This window comes from Brevundimonas sp. ZS04 (assembly GCF_001956865.1).
GTDB classification, from domain to species: domain Bacteria; phylum Pseudomonadota; class Alphaproteobacteria; order Caulobacterales; family Caulobacteraceae; genus Brevundimonas; species Brevundimonas diminuta.
This window is the reverse complement of sequence record NZ_MTHE01000024.1, coordinates 1-16,035: the sequence shown is the minus strand read 5'-3', so window position 1 is coordinate 16,035 and position 16,035 is coordinate 1. Positions and strand designations below refer to the sequence as shown.

General features: G+C 60.7%; 13 protein-coding genes. 7 read left to right on the top strand and 6 right to left on the bottom strand.

All coding sequences use genetic code 11. The annotated features are described in order from the left end of the window. Positions 1–877: hypothetical protein (locus BJP32_RS17385; RefSeq protein WP_158043318.1), on the top strand; the 877-nt coding region annotated here is incomplete at its 5' end. A gap of 5 nt (positions 878–882) precedes the next feature. Here BJP32_RS17385 and BJP32_RS17245 read toward each other — a convergent pair. Further along, positions 883–1,266 (bottom strand): hypothetical protein, encoded by a 384-nt coding sequence (locus BJP32_RS17245; RefSeq protein WP_143255495.1) that lies wholly within the window; start codon positions 1,264–1,266, stop codon positions 883–885. 470 nt (positions 1,267–1,736) lie between these two features. Here BJP32_RS17245 and BJP32_RS16120 point away from each other — a divergent pair, with 470 nt between their 5' ends. From BJP32_RS16120 to BJP32_RS16950, 6 genes are all read left to right on the top strand, one after another. After that, entirely contained in the window at positions 1,737–3,767 is a 2,031-nt protein-coding gene (locus BJP32_RS16120) for an AAA family ATPase (protein ID WP_076224824.1), read from the top strand. 110 nt (positions 3,768–3,877) lie between these two features. After that, on the top strand, positions 3,878–5,377 hold the full coding sequence (locus BJP32_RS16115) for a class I SAM-dependent DNA methyltransferase (RefSeq protein ID WP_076224822.1): 1,500 nt from the start codon (positions 3,878–3,880) through the stop codon (positions 5,375–5,377). Then, positions 5,367–6,512: a restriction endonuclease subunit S gene (locus BJP32_RS16110; RefSeq protein WP_076224820.1), complete on the top strand. Its 1,146-nt coding sequence runs from the start codon at positions 5,367–5,369 to the stop codon at positions 6,510–6,512. Before BJP32_RS16115 ends, BJP32_RS16110 begins: the two co-directional genes overlap by 11 nt. After that, a complete protein-coding gene (locus BJP32_RS16105; RefSeq protein WP_076224818.1) occupies positions 6,509–9,556 on the top strand; it encodes a type I restriction endonuclease subunit R in 3,048 nt (1,015 codons plus the stop codon). Before BJP32_RS16110 ends, BJP32_RS16105 begins: the two co-directional genes overlap by 4 nt. Further along, on the top strand, positions 9,556–10,317 hold the full coding sequence (locus BJP32_RS16100) for a M48 family metallopeptidase (protein ID WP_076224816.1): 762 nt from the start codon (positions 9,556–9,558) through the stop codon (positions 10,315–10,317). The genes BJP32_RS16105 and BJP32_RS16100 overlap by 1 nt, the downstream gene beginning before the upstream one ends. Continuing rightward, positions 10,317–11,066, top strand: coding sequence for an HNH endonuclease (locus BJP32_RS16950; protein ID WP_198935305.1), 750 nt, complete (start codon positions 10,317–10,319; stop codon positions 11,064–11,066). The genes BJP32_RS16100 and BJP32_RS16950 overlap by 1 nt, the downstream gene beginning before the upstream one ends. A gap of 7 nt (positions 11,067–11,073) precedes the next feature. On the opposite strand, the gene BJP32_RS16085 is transcribed toward BJP32_RS16950, so the two are convergent. The 5 genes from BJP32_RS16085 to BJP32_RS17380 all read right to left on the bottom strand — a co-directional run. Continuing rightward, the gene (locus BJP32_RS16085; RefSeq protein WP_039248597.1) at positions 11,074–12,066 is read right to left on the bottom strand and encodes a hypothetical protein; all 993 of its coding nucleotides are present in this window, start codon (positions 12,064–12,066) and stop codon (positions 11,074–11,076) included. Then, complete coding sequence (locus tag BJP32_RS16080) at positions 12,059–12,433, bottom strand: hypothetical protein (RefSeq protein ID WP_076224811.1); 375 nt, start codon at positions 12,431–12,433, stop codon at positions 12,059–12,061. The genes BJP32_RS16085 and BJP32_RS16080 overlap by 8 nt, the downstream gene beginning before the upstream one ends. Before the next feature lie 160 nt (positions 12,434–12,593). Then, a complete protein-coding gene (locus BJP32_RS16075) occupies positions 12,594–13,442 on the bottom strand; it encodes a DUF5677 domain-containing protein (RefSeq protein WP_076224809.1) in 849 nt (282 codons plus the stop codon). Between the two features lie 78 nt (positions 13,443–13,520). Further along, positions 13,521–14,411: a hypothetical protein gene (locus tag BJP32_RS16070; protein WP_143255494.1), complete on the bottom strand. Its 891-nt coding sequence runs from the start codon at positions 14,409–14,411 to the stop codon at positions 13,521–13,523. Positions 14,412–15,804: 1,393 nt separating this feature from the next. Then, positions 15,805–16,035 (bottom strand): hypothetical protein (locus BJP32_RS17380; protein ID WP_158043317.1); only part of this gene is annotated, 231 nt, incomplete at its 5' end.

The following is a 16,035-nucleotide window of genomic DNA, read 5'->3' as shown; positions in this document are numbered from 1 at the left end:
CTGGGAGGCGGTGCCGACCACCAATCCCCTGTGCGACGACATCGACGATGCCGCGCGGAAGCTCGGCTATGTGTTCGACAAGACCAAGACGGCCGAAACCGGAGCGATCCTGTGCGGGCAACCCGGCATGGGCAAGAGCGAAGCGATCCGCCAAGCACTCAGCGCGGCCGGTCTGAAGGGACTGTTCTTCAAGCACGGCGATCAACGCCAGCTTCTCGACGCCTTTGAGATGGCGCACCGCAACCGCCAGCCGCTGATCCTCGAAGAGGCCGACAACGTGCTGAAGTCGGAAGGACAGGCCAATATCCTCAAGGAGGCCATGGATCAGGCGGGGAACCGGGTCTGGACAACCAAGCGTAGGGAACCAGACGAAGACGGCAAACTGGTGATGCAGGTCGTTCGCATACCCCTGACTGCACCGCTGGTCCTGACCTCCAACAAGGACTTGCGGGACGACCGGCAGTTCGAGCCGAAAATGCGGCCCCACGTCAGCGCGCTGCGGTCGCGCGTCGCACCTCTCTACATCGGCGCAGATCGCCTGACTGCGTGGGAATACTCCTGCTATCTCGCGATCTGCCAGCGCATGCTCCACAAGCCTGACGAGAGAACATCAATCTCTCCAGCTATTCAGGACCGTGCGCTGGAGTGGTTCACGGTGAACCTCCTTCGACTGGAGGACGGGTCGCCCCGGACGCTCAAGGCTGTCGCCAAGTTCATCTCCTACAACCCCGAGCAACCTCGCCTCTGGGCAAAAGACATGAAGGCAATGCTGGTCAGCCCCGATCAGCCCGACTTCATTCCGCCGGGCGGCGTCATGCCGCGCATTTTCCTCGACCGCATGGCCAAGGCTCGCATGAGCCTCCGGCGTGCTGCCTAAACCAGTCAGGAGTAAAGCACATGCGGATTATCGCTTGGGCTGAACGTCAGACGCCCGGCCCAATGGCCGAAGCACTCGACGCTCACAGCGTGCCATACCGCCTTGATCAAGGTCACGATGGCTGGATGTTCAGCGTCCTGCCTCGGGACTGGATTTTTGTGAGGACCATTGCTGCCGAGGCCGGATTTGGAATCGAGCCTTTCGAATGCGAGGCAGAAGCCGATCATTTCAGCGGGGCGGCCGTGGCAGGTTTCAGAGCGGCTCGTTGAGACGCGCAACCAATGCTCGGTTGGCGGTAGCGAGAAGTTGCTCCAGCCGCGCCGTCTGGGCTTGGCACCGCGCAACAAGAAGGTCTTTGCGCTGTTCGAGCCAATCTTCTGGGTGGTCACCTCGCTTCCATCGTTCGAGGTCATCTAAGCCAAACAAGAGGTCGTCGTCATTCATCGACGCGCCCCTTCTGGGAGCCAAAGCACCGCCCACGCGACCCTCGCCGCGAGCATGATACGGCCTTCACGCCAGAGGGTCTGGAAGAGTTCGACCAGAGCGTCAGCAGACGCTTCACGCCCCGCCCGGAGACAGAGGTAGTTATCCGCTCGGCAGAGCCAAGCGGACGAAAAGTGCCTTCGAGAGTCAGTCAGGCCGCGTTCGAGAAAGTGGTGGTAGATCGTCATACCGGAGGTCTCCTTTCCGGTATTTATCTGCGGCCAGCCGATTGCATCGCGCAGAGTTAGAAGCTCGGCGAACGCCGATTCGCATGAGGCCGAGAATCGCGCGATGGTTCGGGTCTGCATGCGCGGGTAGCTCTGCGTGTGCTGCAAAAAGCCAACGGGAGACTGCGCCTTCGGGCGCGTGACGCGCCATGCAGCTAAAGTCGTTTCGCATCACCAACTTCCGCTCGATCAACGACAGCGGTGACATCGACGCATCACGGATCACCGCCCTACTGGGCCGGAACGAAAGCGGCAAATCCAATCTTCTTCGAGGATTGCACACTCTGAATCCCGCCGAGGGTTTTGCCAAGCTGAACCCCATCAAGGATTTTCCGCGCCACAGAAAACTTGCTGAGTGCTCAGACCTAACTCAGGTCGTCTCCACAAAATGGACGCTTACGCCGTCAGAACAGGCAAGACTTGCGGCCACATGGCCTCGTGCCAGCGGGGTGACCGAGGTCGAGATCGGGCGTCGATACGGCGCAACGCGCTGGGTGAATATTGCGGTCCCAGCAAGCGCGTTTGATATCGCGGAAGTCCGAAATCTCGCGAAGAAGATCGTGGCGGCGGTCAAGGCAAAGGCTGCGGGCTTGGATGAGGCCGCAAAGGCGGCTCTGGAAGCAGCGGCCGATACCTTCGATGCCGAGATTGTGGCCAAGACGAGCGAAAAAGCGTGGGCTGAGGCGGCGAAGCCAGTTCTCGCAACGCTTCGCGTCGCGCTGGCCACGGCCGATGCCGAACTGAGTGAGACACAAGAAGCATATGTGATCTCCCTTGAGGATCGAGCCGAAGCGATCCCCAAGGACGAAGACGCTCATGCGGCGGCTCGGAACTGGTTGGTGGGGCTGCTGCCGGTGTTCCTCTATCTCGACGACTATCCTGAGATTGAGGGCCATCAGGACATCGCGGCCTACCTGTCTCGACAGCAACATGGCGGGACAACGGACGCCGACCGGAACTTCCAGAAGCTCTGCAAGGTCGCGGGTTTGGACCCCGAACAGCTTCAGACGCTCTTCCAATCGAACGATCAGGAAACCCGAGCGCAATTGGTGAATCGCGCCGGGGCTGTAGTCACGACAGCCATTCGGGAACGCTGGAAGGACCGCCAGCTAAAAGTCCGTTTCAACCTCGACGCTCAGCACTTCGACACACTGATTTCGGACCCGAACGCCATATACGACGTCGAGGTAAATCTCGACGAGCGGAGCCGTGGCTTCCAGTGGTTCTTCGCGTTTTACATCGTCTTCGCAGCCGACACGGATGGCGGCGATGCGGATGACGCAATCCTGCTCCTCGACGAACCCGGTCTCTACCTTCACGCCAAGTCGCAGGGTGATCTGCTCAAGCACCTTGAAGACGATTTCGTGAACCAGATTCTCTACACAACCCACTCGCCCTTCATGGTCCCCACGCACCGATTGGACTCCGTGCGAACCGTGAACATCGCGGAGGGCGTCGGCACCACAGTCTCGAATGATCCGACTGGTGACGCTCGCACGCTTTTTCCCCTTCAGGCGGCGTTGGGCTACGATCTCGCTCAGAGCCTGTTTGTCGGCCCGAACAATCTTGTTGTCGAAGGCGTCACGGACTTCTGGATACTCTCGGCGGTGTCAGCGCATCTGAACGATCTCGGCAAAACCGGACTCCATGGCGACCTGACGATCACCCCGGCGGGTGGCGCGCAGAAGGTCCACTACATGGTGGCTCTGCTCACCTCGGAGCAGCTTAACGTGCTGGTCCTGTTCGACGATGAGAAGGATGCGAAGGCCACGAGAGACGGCCTCGTGAAGGGCAAACTAATCCGTGGCGATAACGTGGTCTTCGTCAGCGGCGCCTTCCCCAGCGGTGCCGCGCCTTCAGAGTGCGACATCGAAGACCTGCTCGATCCCAGCACATATGAAAGCCTCGTTCGAGAAAGCTATGCGAAGGAACTGAAGGGCAAGAAGCTCACCCTAAACAGCCATGTTCCAAGGATCGCCAAGCGCGTCGAACTGGCATTCTCAGAAGTCGGATTGGAGTTCCATAAAACCCGGCCGACGCGCCTCTTCCTGACCAAGATGGCCAACGATCCTGCGTCCGTTCTGTCATCAGATTCGCTCGACCGGTTTGAGAGCCTTTTCGGCTCGATCAATGCAGCTTTCCTCAAGAATGCGGCTCGCGATACTAAGCCCTTCGCCTGAACCTGACGCGACCGACGCCGGTCAAAACACGTGCGGTGTGCCTAATCGGTTGACCGCTCGCTCCTCAGTCGATTCAACGATCCCGTGCGGTCATCGCGCTGGGGGCTTCAGTGGCTACGCTTACGCAATCGGAACTTGAACGGCATCTGTGGCAGGCGGCGGACATCCTTCGCGGCCATGTCGATGCGGGGAAGTTCAAGGACTACATCTTCGCCCTGCTGTTCTATCGGCGCCTTTGCGACGTGTGGGACGAGGAGTTCGAGGTTCTGCTGGCCGAGACCGGCGACCGCGAGGAGGCGGCCGATCCTGACGAGCACCGCTTCCACGTCCCGCCGCAGCATCACTGGAATGCGGTCAGGAAGCACGCCACCCAGATCGGTCAGCATCTGAACAACGCCTTCGCCGCCCTCATGGACGCGAATATGCGCCTTCAGGGCGTGTTCGGCGATGTGGACTTTGCCAATCAGGAGCGGTTCCCCGACGCGCGTCTGGAGCGGCTGCTCGCCCATTTCGAGAAGCACCGGCTGCGGAACAGTGACGTGCCGCCCGACATGCTGGGCGACGCCTACATGTATCTGATCGAGCAGTTCGCCGAAGGCGCGGGCAAGAAGGGCGGCGAGTTTTACACGCCCCGGCAGGTCGTGAAGCTGATTGTCGAATGTCTCGACCCCCAGCCGGGCATGTCGATCTATGACCCGACCTGCGGCTCGGGCGGCATGCTGCTGGAGGCGGTCCAGCACCTGAAGGACAAGGGTCAAAACCCGCGCAGCCTGTCGCTTTATGGGCAGGAGAAGGAACTGGACACTTGGGCCATCGCCCAGATCAACCTGTTCCTCCACGACATCGACGACGCCTTCATCGCCAAGGGCGACACGATCCTCGATCCCAAGCGATACGATCCTCGCGCGCAGGAGTTCACGCCGGGCGTCGGCGCCTATGACCGGGTTCTGGCCAATCCGCCCTTCTCACAGAAAGTCTGGGGTCACGAGGTCTGGACTAACGGCGATCCGTTCGGCCGGGACGAGTATGGGGTGCCGCCCAAGGGCTATGGCGATCTCGCTTTCGTTCAGCACATGATCGCCTCGCTAAAGGACGATGGCATGTTGGGCGTGGTGGTGCCGCACGGTGTGCTGTTTCGGGGCGGCGCCGAGGGCCGTATCCGCGAGGCGATGCTGAAGGCCGACATCATCGAGGCGGTGATCGGACTGGCGCCCAACCTATTCTATGGCGCGGGCATTCCGGCCGCGATCCTGATTATCCGCAAGGCCAAGCCCGGCGAGCGGAAGGGCAAGGTGTTGGTAATCAACGGCGATGCAACCTTCACGCCGGGCAAGGCGCAGAATCATCTGACCGACGCCAACGTGCGGACACTGGCCGATGCCTTCCACGGCTTCGCCGACATCGAAAAGCTGGCACGGGTTGTGCCGGTGGATGAGATCACCGCCAACGGCGGAAACCTAAACATCAGCCGCTACGTCCAAACCGGCGCGGATGCCGAATCCGTTGATGTGGCCGCCGAGGTCGCCAAGCTCCAAGACCTGATCGCCAAGCGGGACCAAGCCGAGGCTGTGATGTTCGGGCACCTGAAGAGGCTCGGCTATGTCGGGTGAGGTGCCGAAGGAGTGGACCGCGACTGACATAGGCTCCCTTTTTGCGGTGAACACACCCGGACATTGGGGCGAAGACGGAGCGAGCGACGGCAACATTCTCGTGCTCCGATCCGCTAACTTCCTAAAATCTGGCGGCTTGAATTACGAAACTGCCGCGCTCCGAAAATTCGACGAGAAGAAGCTCGGCCAGAAGCGGCTGAACCCCGGTGATATCCTCTTGGAGAGATCAGGTGGCAGCCCGGCCCAACCTGTCGGCCGGGTCAATCGGTTCGATGCGGCAGGGAATTTCTCTGCCTCCAACTTCCTCCAGATTCTACGAACGCGAGAGGGGGTCGATGACAGATTTGCCTATTACCTGCTCGATAGCTTCTATGCGGCTGGGGGGACCGAGAATCTCCAGAAGGCAACGACGGGTATCCGCAATCTGGATTTCAAGAGCTATCTCGCAACACCCGTCCTTCTACCGCCCCCCGACGAGCAGCGACGGATCGCCGAGGTGTTACGGTCGGTGGATGAGGCGATTGCCTCTGCGAACGATGTGGGGCGCGCTGGTGAGATAGTGTTCCGTCGCCGACGAGAGGAGCTAATCGGAGAAGCGCGACGAGCTTCGTCAGAGATAACTGTGGCTGCCGCACTTCGAAAGAACCGAGGTGAAAAGCTCTTGAAGCTCCAGACTGACCGATATGCTGACGCAGGCCGCTATCCAATCGTCGATCAGGGTGCGCGATTTATCTGCGGCTTCACCGACGAAGAAAGCGCGGTGTGGCCATACGATCTCCCTGTAATCGTTTTTGGTGATCACACCCGCATACTGAAGTTCGTGGATTTTCCCTTCGTCATCGGTGCTGATGGAACCCAATGTCTAAACCCCATTGAGGGGATACAGCCTCGATATTTCTATTATGCGCTGCAGTCTCTCGATCTACAGGCGGAAGGTTACGCGCGACATTTCAAGCTGCTTAAGGAAAAGACCGTTCCGGTTCCTACTCTTCACGAGCAAACAGCAATCGAACGTGAGTTGGCGGCAATCGAAGCTGCTGTGGCGGAAGCCCAACAGGCTCGTTTGAAGCTGGCCGGATTGAAAGCCGCACTTGCCGAGCAACTTCTCTCCGGTCGTGTCAGGGTGCCCGCATGAGTGAATACCGCCTTGCCGAGAAGCCCGCGCTCGATGCTCTGACAGCGATGGGCTACGCCGCGCTTCATCACGAGGCGGCGATGTTGATGCGGCAGGAGGCGAACCGCGTCCTGCTGAAGCCGGTGTTGATCGAGGCCCTTCAGGCTCTGAACGATGGGTTCGGCGCCGAGGACGCCGAGGCGATCTACAACGACCTGTCCACGCTGTCGGACAACGAGGAATGGCAACGGCGTCTGCGCGGAGCCTATTCCCGGCGGCTGAAGGGGGAGGCCAAGGACAAGCCTGTGGTCCTGATCGACTTCAAGCGGCCCGATAGGAACCGCTACCACGTTGTGCGCCAGTTCAAGGTGGAGGCGCAGCGGTCGCGCATCGCCGATCTGGTGGTGTTCGTGAACGGCATTCCTCTGGTCGTGATCGAGGCGAAATGCCCACTGAAAGCGGCGGATCGCTCCGGTGAGGCGTTCGAGCAGATCAAGCAGTATGAGCGCGACATCCCGCGCCTTTTCTATCCCAACGCCTTCAACATCGTCACGGACGGCATGGCGACGCTGTATGGCGCGACCGGCGCCCCGGCGAAGTTCTACGCGCCATGGCCTGACCCATGGCCGCGCACCCGCGATGAATTCGCTGACGACCTGACGAAAGACCTGTGGTGTCTGCTGGAGCCGTCGCGACTGCTGGACCTGCTGGCTCACTTCATCGTCTTCGAAACCGATCCCGATACCGGACGGCGGATCAAGAAGGTCTGCCGTTATCAGCAGTTCCGGGCCGTCAACAAGGCGGTGAACCGCGTGGCCGAGGGGACCAAAAAGAAGGGCCTGATCTGGCACACCCAAGGCTCGGGCAAGAGCCTGACTATGGTCTTCCTCGCCCTGAAGCTGAAGACTCATCTGACGGTGGACGCGCCGACGCTCCAGAACCCGAACATCCTCGTCCTGACCGACCGCATTGATCTGGACGATCAGATTTCCAAGACCTTCGTCGCCTGCGGCCTGCCCAACCCGAAGCAAGCGGGAGATGTGAAGGCGTTGCGCGAGGCGGTGGCGCGCGGCGGCTCGGGCCAAATCCTGCTCTCGACCATCTTCAAGTTTCAAGGCTCCAAGGAGCCGATCCCGAACTCGGAAGACTGGATCGTTCTGGTGGACGAGTGCCATCGCACGCAGGAGAAAGACCTCGGCGCCTTCCTTCAGGCGACCCTGCCCGACGCCCGCTACTTCGGCTTCACCGGCACGCCGATCAAGAAGGCCGACAAGGACACCTATGCCCGCTTCAGCGAGCCGGGCGAGACCTACCTCGACAAATACGGGATTGATGACGCCGTGCGCGACGGCGCGACCGTTCCGATCCTCTACGAGGGCCGGAAGACCGAGTGGTCGATCAACGAGACCGAGATCGACATCCTGTTCGACCGCTGGTTCGTCGATCTGTCCGACGAGAAGCGTGAGAAGCTGAAGCAGAAGGGCGTCAGCCTCGCCCTGATCGCCAAGCACCCGGAGCGCATCCGGCTGATCGCACGCGACATCTGGGAGCACTTCAAACAGACCTGTCGCCCGGATGGCTTCAAGGCCCAGATCGTCGCCATCGACCGCGAGTCGGTCGTGCTCTACCGGCTGGCCTTGGCCGGGGTAATCGCCGCTGATCTGGTGAAGGACGGCATAGCCGAGGCGGACGCGACGGCGAAGGCCGAGCGGATGATCGCGTGCGTTTTCTCCAAGAGCCAAGAGGACGACAAGCCGAGCGAGGATGCGGACATCGAAGCCGTCCGTGCCGAACTGCGCGCCCATTACCTCGATGCGGACGGGGAGAAGGCGGCCAAGAAGGCTTTCAAGGGAAGCGGCGATGAGCCGAGCTTCCTGATCGTCTGCGACAAGCTGCTGACCGGGTTCGACGCGCCGAACGAGCACGTCATGTATCTGGACAAGCCGCTGCGCGAGCACGGCCTGCTTCAGGCCATCGCCCGGACCAACCGGACTTGCTCGATCAAGCGACCGGACGGCTCGACCGTCGATAAACCGCACGGCCGGATTGTGGACTACATCGGCGTCACCCAGCACCTCGACGACGCCCTGTCCTCCTACCGCGCTGACGACGTGCAGAACGCGCTGCGCGACCTCGATCTGCTGCGCCGCGACCTGCGGAAAACTCACGCCGAGTTCGTGCGCCAGAGGCGGCTGCTCGGCCTCGACGGCATGGACGAGAAGGCTGCCGCCTACGCCATTGAGAAGCTGGTGGCGGATGGCCGCGAGGACGACTGGTTCGAGCTTCAGCGGTTGGGCCGCCATTTCGTGCGGACCTACGGCGACCTGTCGCCCGATCCGGCGATCCTCGATTTCACCGAAGACATGAAGTGGGCCGCGACGTTCCTGCGACTGGCTCAACAGGCGATCACCAAGGACGAGAGCCTCGATCACCTGACCTACTCGGGCAAGATCAGGGACATGCTGGAGGAACACGTTCGGGCCACCGGCCTGACCACGACCGTTCGGCTTCGCAACATCACCGATCCCGACTTTAAGGACGACTTCCAGACCGAAGAGAAGTCGGAAGAGGAGCTTCACGAGGCGTTCGTGCGGAAGGCCGCCGAACTGAAGCGAGTCACCCGCGAACTGGTCGATAAGAACCCGGCCCAATACGGCCGCTTCTCCGAGCGCGTGCTGGAGATCATCCGTCGCTTTGAGGAAGGCCAGATCGCCGCCGCCGAGGGCCTGAAGGATTTCGAAGACCTGACCGGCGGCATCGCGGCCGAGGCGGGCGCCCACGACGAACTTGGCATGGACGAGCGCGCCTTCGCTATCCTGCGGATCATGGAGCCGCATGCGTCGGAGACGGACCATACCGCGCTACAGAGCGTCGCCATCGAGGTCGGCGATCTCTACGCTGGAGCGCAGAAGAGCCAGCCGTCATGGTTCTTTATGGACGGCTACAAGAAGGAGCTTCGCCGCGAGGTCCGCAAGCTGCTGCGTCCGCTCGAACTGGACGACGCCAACGGCGTCCGTGACGAGATCGAGGACTACGCCGTTCACGCCTACGCCGAGGGCCATTGATGGGCGTCGTCCGCATCGGCCAGACCGAGGTCGCCTACGAACTTCGCCGATCCGCTGCTGCGTCTGAACGGCGGATCACGGTCACGCCCGGCCACGTCGAGGTGCTTGCCCTCACGACCGACGACGACGCCGAGATCGACGCCTTCCTCGACCGCAAACGGCAGTGGCTGTTCAACACCCTGCGGGAGCTTGAAACCAAGACATCGAAGCGCGCGGTCGTGCCCCGTTTCATGACCGGCTCGAAGATTCCGTATCGCGGAAGGATGGCTCGGCTGACCGTGCGCCGACACGACGGCGCGCACATCGAGATCGACTACCGCAACGGCTTTCTGGTCGATCTTCCATCATGGGTCCGCGACGCGGATCAGGACGCCATCGTCGCCACCGAGATCAAACTGTGGCTGAAGCGTCGCGTGCGTCGGGATGTCATGGACATCGCCGCTGCCTATCGCCGCCGGTTCGGCCTGAAGCCGCGCACGATTCGCGTCGCCGACATAAAGACCGGCTGGGGCGCCTGTGGCCCGACCGGCTCCATCCTGATCAACTGGACGCTCGTGTTCGCGCCGAAGGCGGTGCTGGAATACGTCGTCGCCCATGAATTGGCGCACCTGACGGTGCGCTCTCACGGCCCAGATTTCTGGGCGCACATGGCCACGCTGATGCCTGACTACGAGCGGCCGAAGGGCTGGCTCGACACGCATCAGGGCGCATTGGATGCGGCTTTCTTGGACGGTCGAGGCGCAACCGGGAGAGCAGCGTAGTGCCGATCAGCGAAGGGGCTATCGACCTAAAAAAGCTCTCTGTTCCGGCCGTGAAACGCGCGATTGAAGAGAGCAAGCGAGAAGGTCGGGATGTGTTTCGGAAGAAGCACGGTTTCCACATCTCGCGTCGCTACTATCTCAAATTTGAGGGCGAATATTTCGACACAAAGCCAATCGTCGGTGTTGCATTCAAACATGTTCCTGATGTTGGTCGCGTCCTGAAGCCCACGGAGTTCTCTGGCGGCATAGCGACGCCATTCTCTGCGGGGAGTTTGCTCGATGCGTTGGGCTTCGAGGTGGTGGAGACACAGCCGGGCGAATGGGAACACCTGATATCTCCCCAGCCGCTTGTTCATGATGACAAGATCGACGACGACTGGCTGGATCATGAAGAGGTGAGCGAAGGCACGCCTGTTCTGAAGGCTCATCTGCGACGGGAACGACGATCAGCCGATCTTGCAAAAAAACTCAAACTCTCAACACTGAAACGCACCGGAAGACTCGCATGCGTGGTTTGCGAGTTCGACTTCGCCGCGACCTATGGCCCAAAGGGCTTGGGCTACATCGAGGCTCACCACATCGTGCCGCTCGGTGAATCAGACGAGGCGGTGATCACGATGGCAGCCGACCTCGCATTGGTCTGCGCGAACTGTCACCGCATGGTTCACCGCAGCGGAGGCATGACCTTGGATGACTTGCGTGTCGCTCGACGCGAGGCGTTTGAGGGAAGCTCAAGATCATTGAAGTGAGCGGACTTCAGCCCCACTCCAACTCCTTCGTGAAATGCCGGTAGCTGGAGCGACCATCACCGCCTCCAGCCTCGTTGATCCGGGGAATGCCGATCTCGTCGCATTTCGCCTCCACGTCGGCGAACAAGCTCAACGGCACGGGGCGATTTCGTTCGATGTGGACATCTCGGAGAAGCCAGCCCGCTCCGGTAGTCAGCGGGCGGAATTCCACGAGGCATTTGCCCCGGTATTCGGCCAGAGCCATCCGGCCGACTGCCGCATCGGCAAGGCGATGACGGAGGCAGTTCCGATAGCGTCGGCCAGCGTCCAACACATCTCTCATCGAGAGCAGCGGACGCAGTTCGTTGTCGCCCGATGCGATGGGATGCGGGGGCAGTTGATCTGCACGTTGTAAGAACCGGTCGAGCAACCGAGCCAGCGTGGAGGTCGGACGCATCGCGGCGATAGCTCCAGCTACCACCTCATCGGTCGCCTTCGAGTTCAGCGACTGGATGAAGCCGATGGCCTGATTGAACATCAGGGCTTCGCCGCCGCTGTCGATCCGCTCCAGCGTGTTGGCATGCCGCCAGCGATGATCGAGCGCATTTAGGACATCCAGCTTCCGACAGGTGATCCGGCCTGAACCGCGCAGCGCATCCGCTGCTCGCGTATCCTCATCAGCGAGGAGGTCGCGAAGAGCGATGTAATCTCTGGGACGCGGCAGCGGTCGTTCGCCGATCTGTGCAAGCACACCGGACAGGCCCTCGGGGACTTCGCGGAACGCCCGTCGCAGGATGTCGCCGGGACGGCCATGGCGGATCACCTCTGCGAACGACATCGGGAGCAGATCGTCACCGGCATCGTAAACGCCGACGTTTTCTTCCCGAGATGCCAACGCAGCAAAGATTGCCTGACGGCGGGCGGGCGCCGCCGTCAGCACGCGGGCCAGAACACCGGGGGCAGTGTCATCAAGCTTGACCAGAGCTTCCGTGCACCAGCCGAGCAAGCCTCCATCACGCATGGGCGACCTCCCATGGAAACCGCCCCTGACCTTGGCTGTTCGGCGCGGTCTGGAACGCGACCCACCGCCACTTCCGCGTTTCGGCCGAAGTTGTCGGCAGGTCGAAAATGATCCGCTGGGGTTCGTTGGTCAGATCGTTCAAGATCGCCTGAACTGCCCTTCCTTCCGACATCACGACGGGCACTGTCACATGCCCGTCAGCCTCGACCGGAGGCTCGACGAAAAGCCATTCTGACGTTGATAGCCACTGATGTCGGCCCGCGACGTGGTTCAGGAATGCTTCGAGTTCGATGCCATCGACCTCGCCAGCCTCGTCAAGGACTACGCTGACCGCGAGACATCGCAGCGGTTCTTCGAACGGCGCCAACTGACCTCCATTTATGGTGGAGCTTCAGGGTCTCATGGAAGCTGAAACCGTCAACCAGATCGCCGAACAAAGCCGTTGGCGCGGCCACATCGGCAAGCACCATCCCTGCGAACATCAGCGGGAGCGTTTTCCTTCCCGTCTCCCGTCGAGTGATCCGAACTCAATCAGATTGTTCGGGGTCTCGCATCGGCATGTTCTCGTCGCGAAGTTTGTCCAATGCGGATTGAGCCTCGACAAACGTCGCCACCGCGTTTGCGTCCTCGACAATGGCGGCGTAGGCGCCAGCACAGTCAATCAAACTGCTCGCAGCAAAGTAGAGGGCTGCTGGTATTTCCTTCGAGTGTGGGCCGAGGATGTTCATCCCCGTCTTGTCGCCCGTCGGCAGGAAATTGTGCCGGAGAGACGCTTGGGAGACGTGGCTGTAGAAGCCGCTCATTATCCGGTAGTTGAGATAGCCGTTCGAGGGGCCGTATTCCTTAGCGATAGCACCGATAGCTGGTGGCTTGCGCCCTGCCAGTCTTGTTTCCAACACGGCCTCTCGCGCTTTTGAATCTACGATGGTTTCGGGCTGGTTGTCCGATACCCGCTGCAACTCTTTCTCGCGCGCGATCTGGTTCTTGATGTCGTCGGCGTCGAGATCAGAAAGTGCTTGGTCCGCTTTCTGCGCCATGTAGGCCAGCCAGAAGCTGCTCTCGGAGATCGACCGCGCCAGCCCGGCGGCATCAATGGCAAGGCCGCGCTCGCACAGCAGGATTGCTGAGACGTGGGCGTTCATGGCTCGCCCAAAGATGCGAGCGGCTGTAGGGTAGAGGGCCTTGCTCAACCCACCTTCGCCGTCCCGCCAATGGTCCATGAACAGCTTCATGACGGCCTCGTTGAGATCGCGGCAGAAGGTGAACCACGGCTCATGCTCGTCGAGGTAGGCTTCACTCCAGCCGTCGATGACGGGCGATAGCATCCCGAACTGGATCAGCGAGTCGGCGTCGTCCGGTTCATGCGAGATCGACATTTGGGCCTCATAGGATTTCGTTGGTGATGACCATGTGACCGCTGCTGGCAGCGTCATCCCGGTATCCGCAGACGTGAGTCATTTCTCGCGGTGAGGCAGCGGTGCGCCCAGCGCAGATAGGTATGCCTTCTTCGCCTCGTCGAGCCTCGGGACATTCGAGATCATGATGGAGTGAGCGAATGCCAAGGCCCACACGCATGTTCTCACAAGGTGCTCCGAAGCGGCGCCTTTGGCACCGAAGCTCGTGTGACGAGTGGACCAGCCATCCCCGGCTTCTTTTGTCATGCCCGACGTGAAACGCTCAAAGCCGAGGAAGTTGGGATGCGCTGCTTCACTCAGCGTCGCATAACGCTCCTGAACCAGTTTGGGATGATGGCCGAGGCGTTCAGCATATTTGTCCAGCTTCTCAAGCTGAGTGATGATGTTGACCTGCTTGAGGACATCGACGCCATCTCCTAACCGCGAGCCGAACACGAGCCGAGTCAGGAACTGCTCCATCTCCTCTGCGTCGAGGAATGCTTCGTCCACACGATCCCATGGCAGTGCGACGAACCACTTCTCGATCCGAGGCACAGCTAAGGCGAAGCTCGCTGCCACTTCGAGCAGAGCGCGGCTGAGGACACAGGCGGCGGTCACCTCGTTGGCGTTAAGTGCTCGCACGGCAGGAGCCGCCAGTTCGACTACTCTCCAGACGGAAAGCACCTGATAAGCCTCGGCGAGCCGCAGAAGATGCGAAAGCAGGAGTCTATTTGCCCGGGAAGGCCGTGGGTCCGCTTGGATCGCGCGCGTGAAGTCCTCGTCCGTCAAGAAGTCCCAACGAAGAGCAAACTTGGCAGTGAACAAACGCTGGAAGTGCGCCATCAGACCTGTGACCTGATCAGGTGGCGTGTCTCCCGGCTGGGATGCGACGGCCAAAACCGCTTCGCTGAGTTGATAGGCTACACGCACTTCTCGGTATTCGTCGGTCACTTCGACTGCTTTCCGTCCCAACTGGAATGTCGAGCAGGTTCTTAGCTCAACGGTATGTGCGAATGGTGCACATCGGCATGATGCAGGTGTGTGGCGAGAAGGGCGAACCTGTCCGAATTAGCAGGGATATGTGCACACCTTCTTCGCAGACATATCAATCAAGGGCGTGCGTCGTCCGAGCTTCGCTCGAACGGCTCTCGGCGCGCTTGGCTCGCTCACTGGCGTTCGCGGCCAAGACGTTTGAGAGCCATGAGGATGGTCGTTTCTTAAGCGATCTCGATCCCCAGCATTCTTAGACCATTGAACAATTCCCCCTGTCCCTCCCACACACTGGAATCCGGCATGCCGGGGCAGAGATGGGAGAGACAGGGGGATGGTTTTCATTCCTGAGCCAGTAATGAACCTCGTCAGCGACGTTTGGGTGTTATCCCGCTGGTGGTTGCCCGGTGCCAGCAAATCGCCCGTATCCTTGCGGTGACAGGGGTATCAGAACCACGTCGTCGCTTCGGACGATCCGCTGCCAATCGAATGGCCGGTTAAGAGTGACGTGTCACCTCACAACGGTTGACCGCCCATTGCACAAGGGCGGTGCCTCTCGCTAACGCAGAACGAGGGAACGCTTCGCGAGATTCCGGGGCTTCAACTCTGTTTCGACGGACCCCGGATCAGTTTGCCTACGCCCGCTGCAACGGACGACGGTCCTTTCAGACCTTATGGTGTGGACGGCTCCGACAGATTGGATTCCACTTGCCCACTCTCGGCGCCTGTGCCGGTCCTGTATCCCGGCCTTTTCCAGTTGTGCGGGTGGGGCCGCCCGCCTCTATGCCCCTGAGTGCTATGAGCCTCGCCAGATCACGGCCTGACGACTCGCCGAAACAGAAAAGCCCCGGCCGGGTTTGGGTCACCGGCCGGGGCTGGATCACGAGACGCCGAGTGCGATCTCCTGAAAACCTGCTTCCGTCTGGACCCAAACCAGAGAGCTTTGATCTATTTATCCATCTTATCTGAGTGACCCCGCCCACTCATTATTATTCGACGGTCGCAGGCACAAAATTTCCTAACCTTTACAGGTCTCGGAGGCGCCCTCCCTCGACATCGGCGAGTAGTTTTTTGGACAGTTCATCCTGCTTCGCAGGCTGGCTGTTTCTGGCCCGCGCTATCGCTCTCTTCAAGGCGGCTTGAGCCTTAGTCGCGCGCTTGGTCGGCTTGGTCGGCATCTTGATCGGAGGAAGTGGGGCGTCGAGCAGTGAGAGCCTTTCTTCGACTTCCTTGGCAGACAGACGGGGATACTGCGCGGCAATCAACCGTGCGGCCTCGTCTCTGGGTCGGCTTCGGAGGTCTTTCACCCACTGCCTGTGGCGGGAGCCATTCTGTCCCGCTGATCCCGAGCGATTCACCGGGTGCCCCGGTCATTGGCGAGCCAGCGAATGAAGGCGTTCTTATCGCTTGCGAGAGCGAACGTCACCTCAAGCTCGCCATGGTGATCGGGGGCCAGACACCAAGCGGCATTGGCATTGTCGGCGCACCAGCCTGCGACGGAGGCGGCCATTGTCGCCCTGCACCAGTGACCGTGAAGCGTCAGTGGAAACCCACCAGAGATGTCGATGGTGTTGATCACGCTTTC

Bases quoted from the DNA above. Each gene is read 5' to 3' on its own strand.
- BJP32_RS16075 (WP_076224809.1), bottom strand. From the start codon at position 13,442: ATGTCGATCTCGCATGAACCGGACGACGCCGACTCGCTGATCCAGTTC.
- BJP32_RS16105 (WP_076224818.1), top strand. From the start codon at position 6,509: ATGAGTGAATACCGCCTTGCCGAGAAGCCCGCGCTCGATGCTCTGACA.
- BJP32_RS16100 (WP_076224816.1), top strand. From the start codon at position 9,556: ATGGGCGTCGTCCGCATCGGCCAGACCGAGGTCGCCTACGAACTTCGC.
- BJP32_RS16120 (WP_076224824.1), top strand. From the start codon at position 1,737: ATGCAGCTAAAGTCGTTTCGCATCACCAACTTCCGCTCGATCAACGAC.
- BJP32_RS16085 (WP_039248597.1), bottom strand. From the start codon at position 12,066: ATGCGTGATGGAGGCTTGCTCGGCTGGTGCACGGAAGCTCTGGTCAAG.
- BJP32_RS16110 (WP_076224820.1), top strand. From the start codon at position 5,367: ATGTCGGGTGAGGTGCCGAAGGAGTGGACCGCGACTGACATAGGCTCC.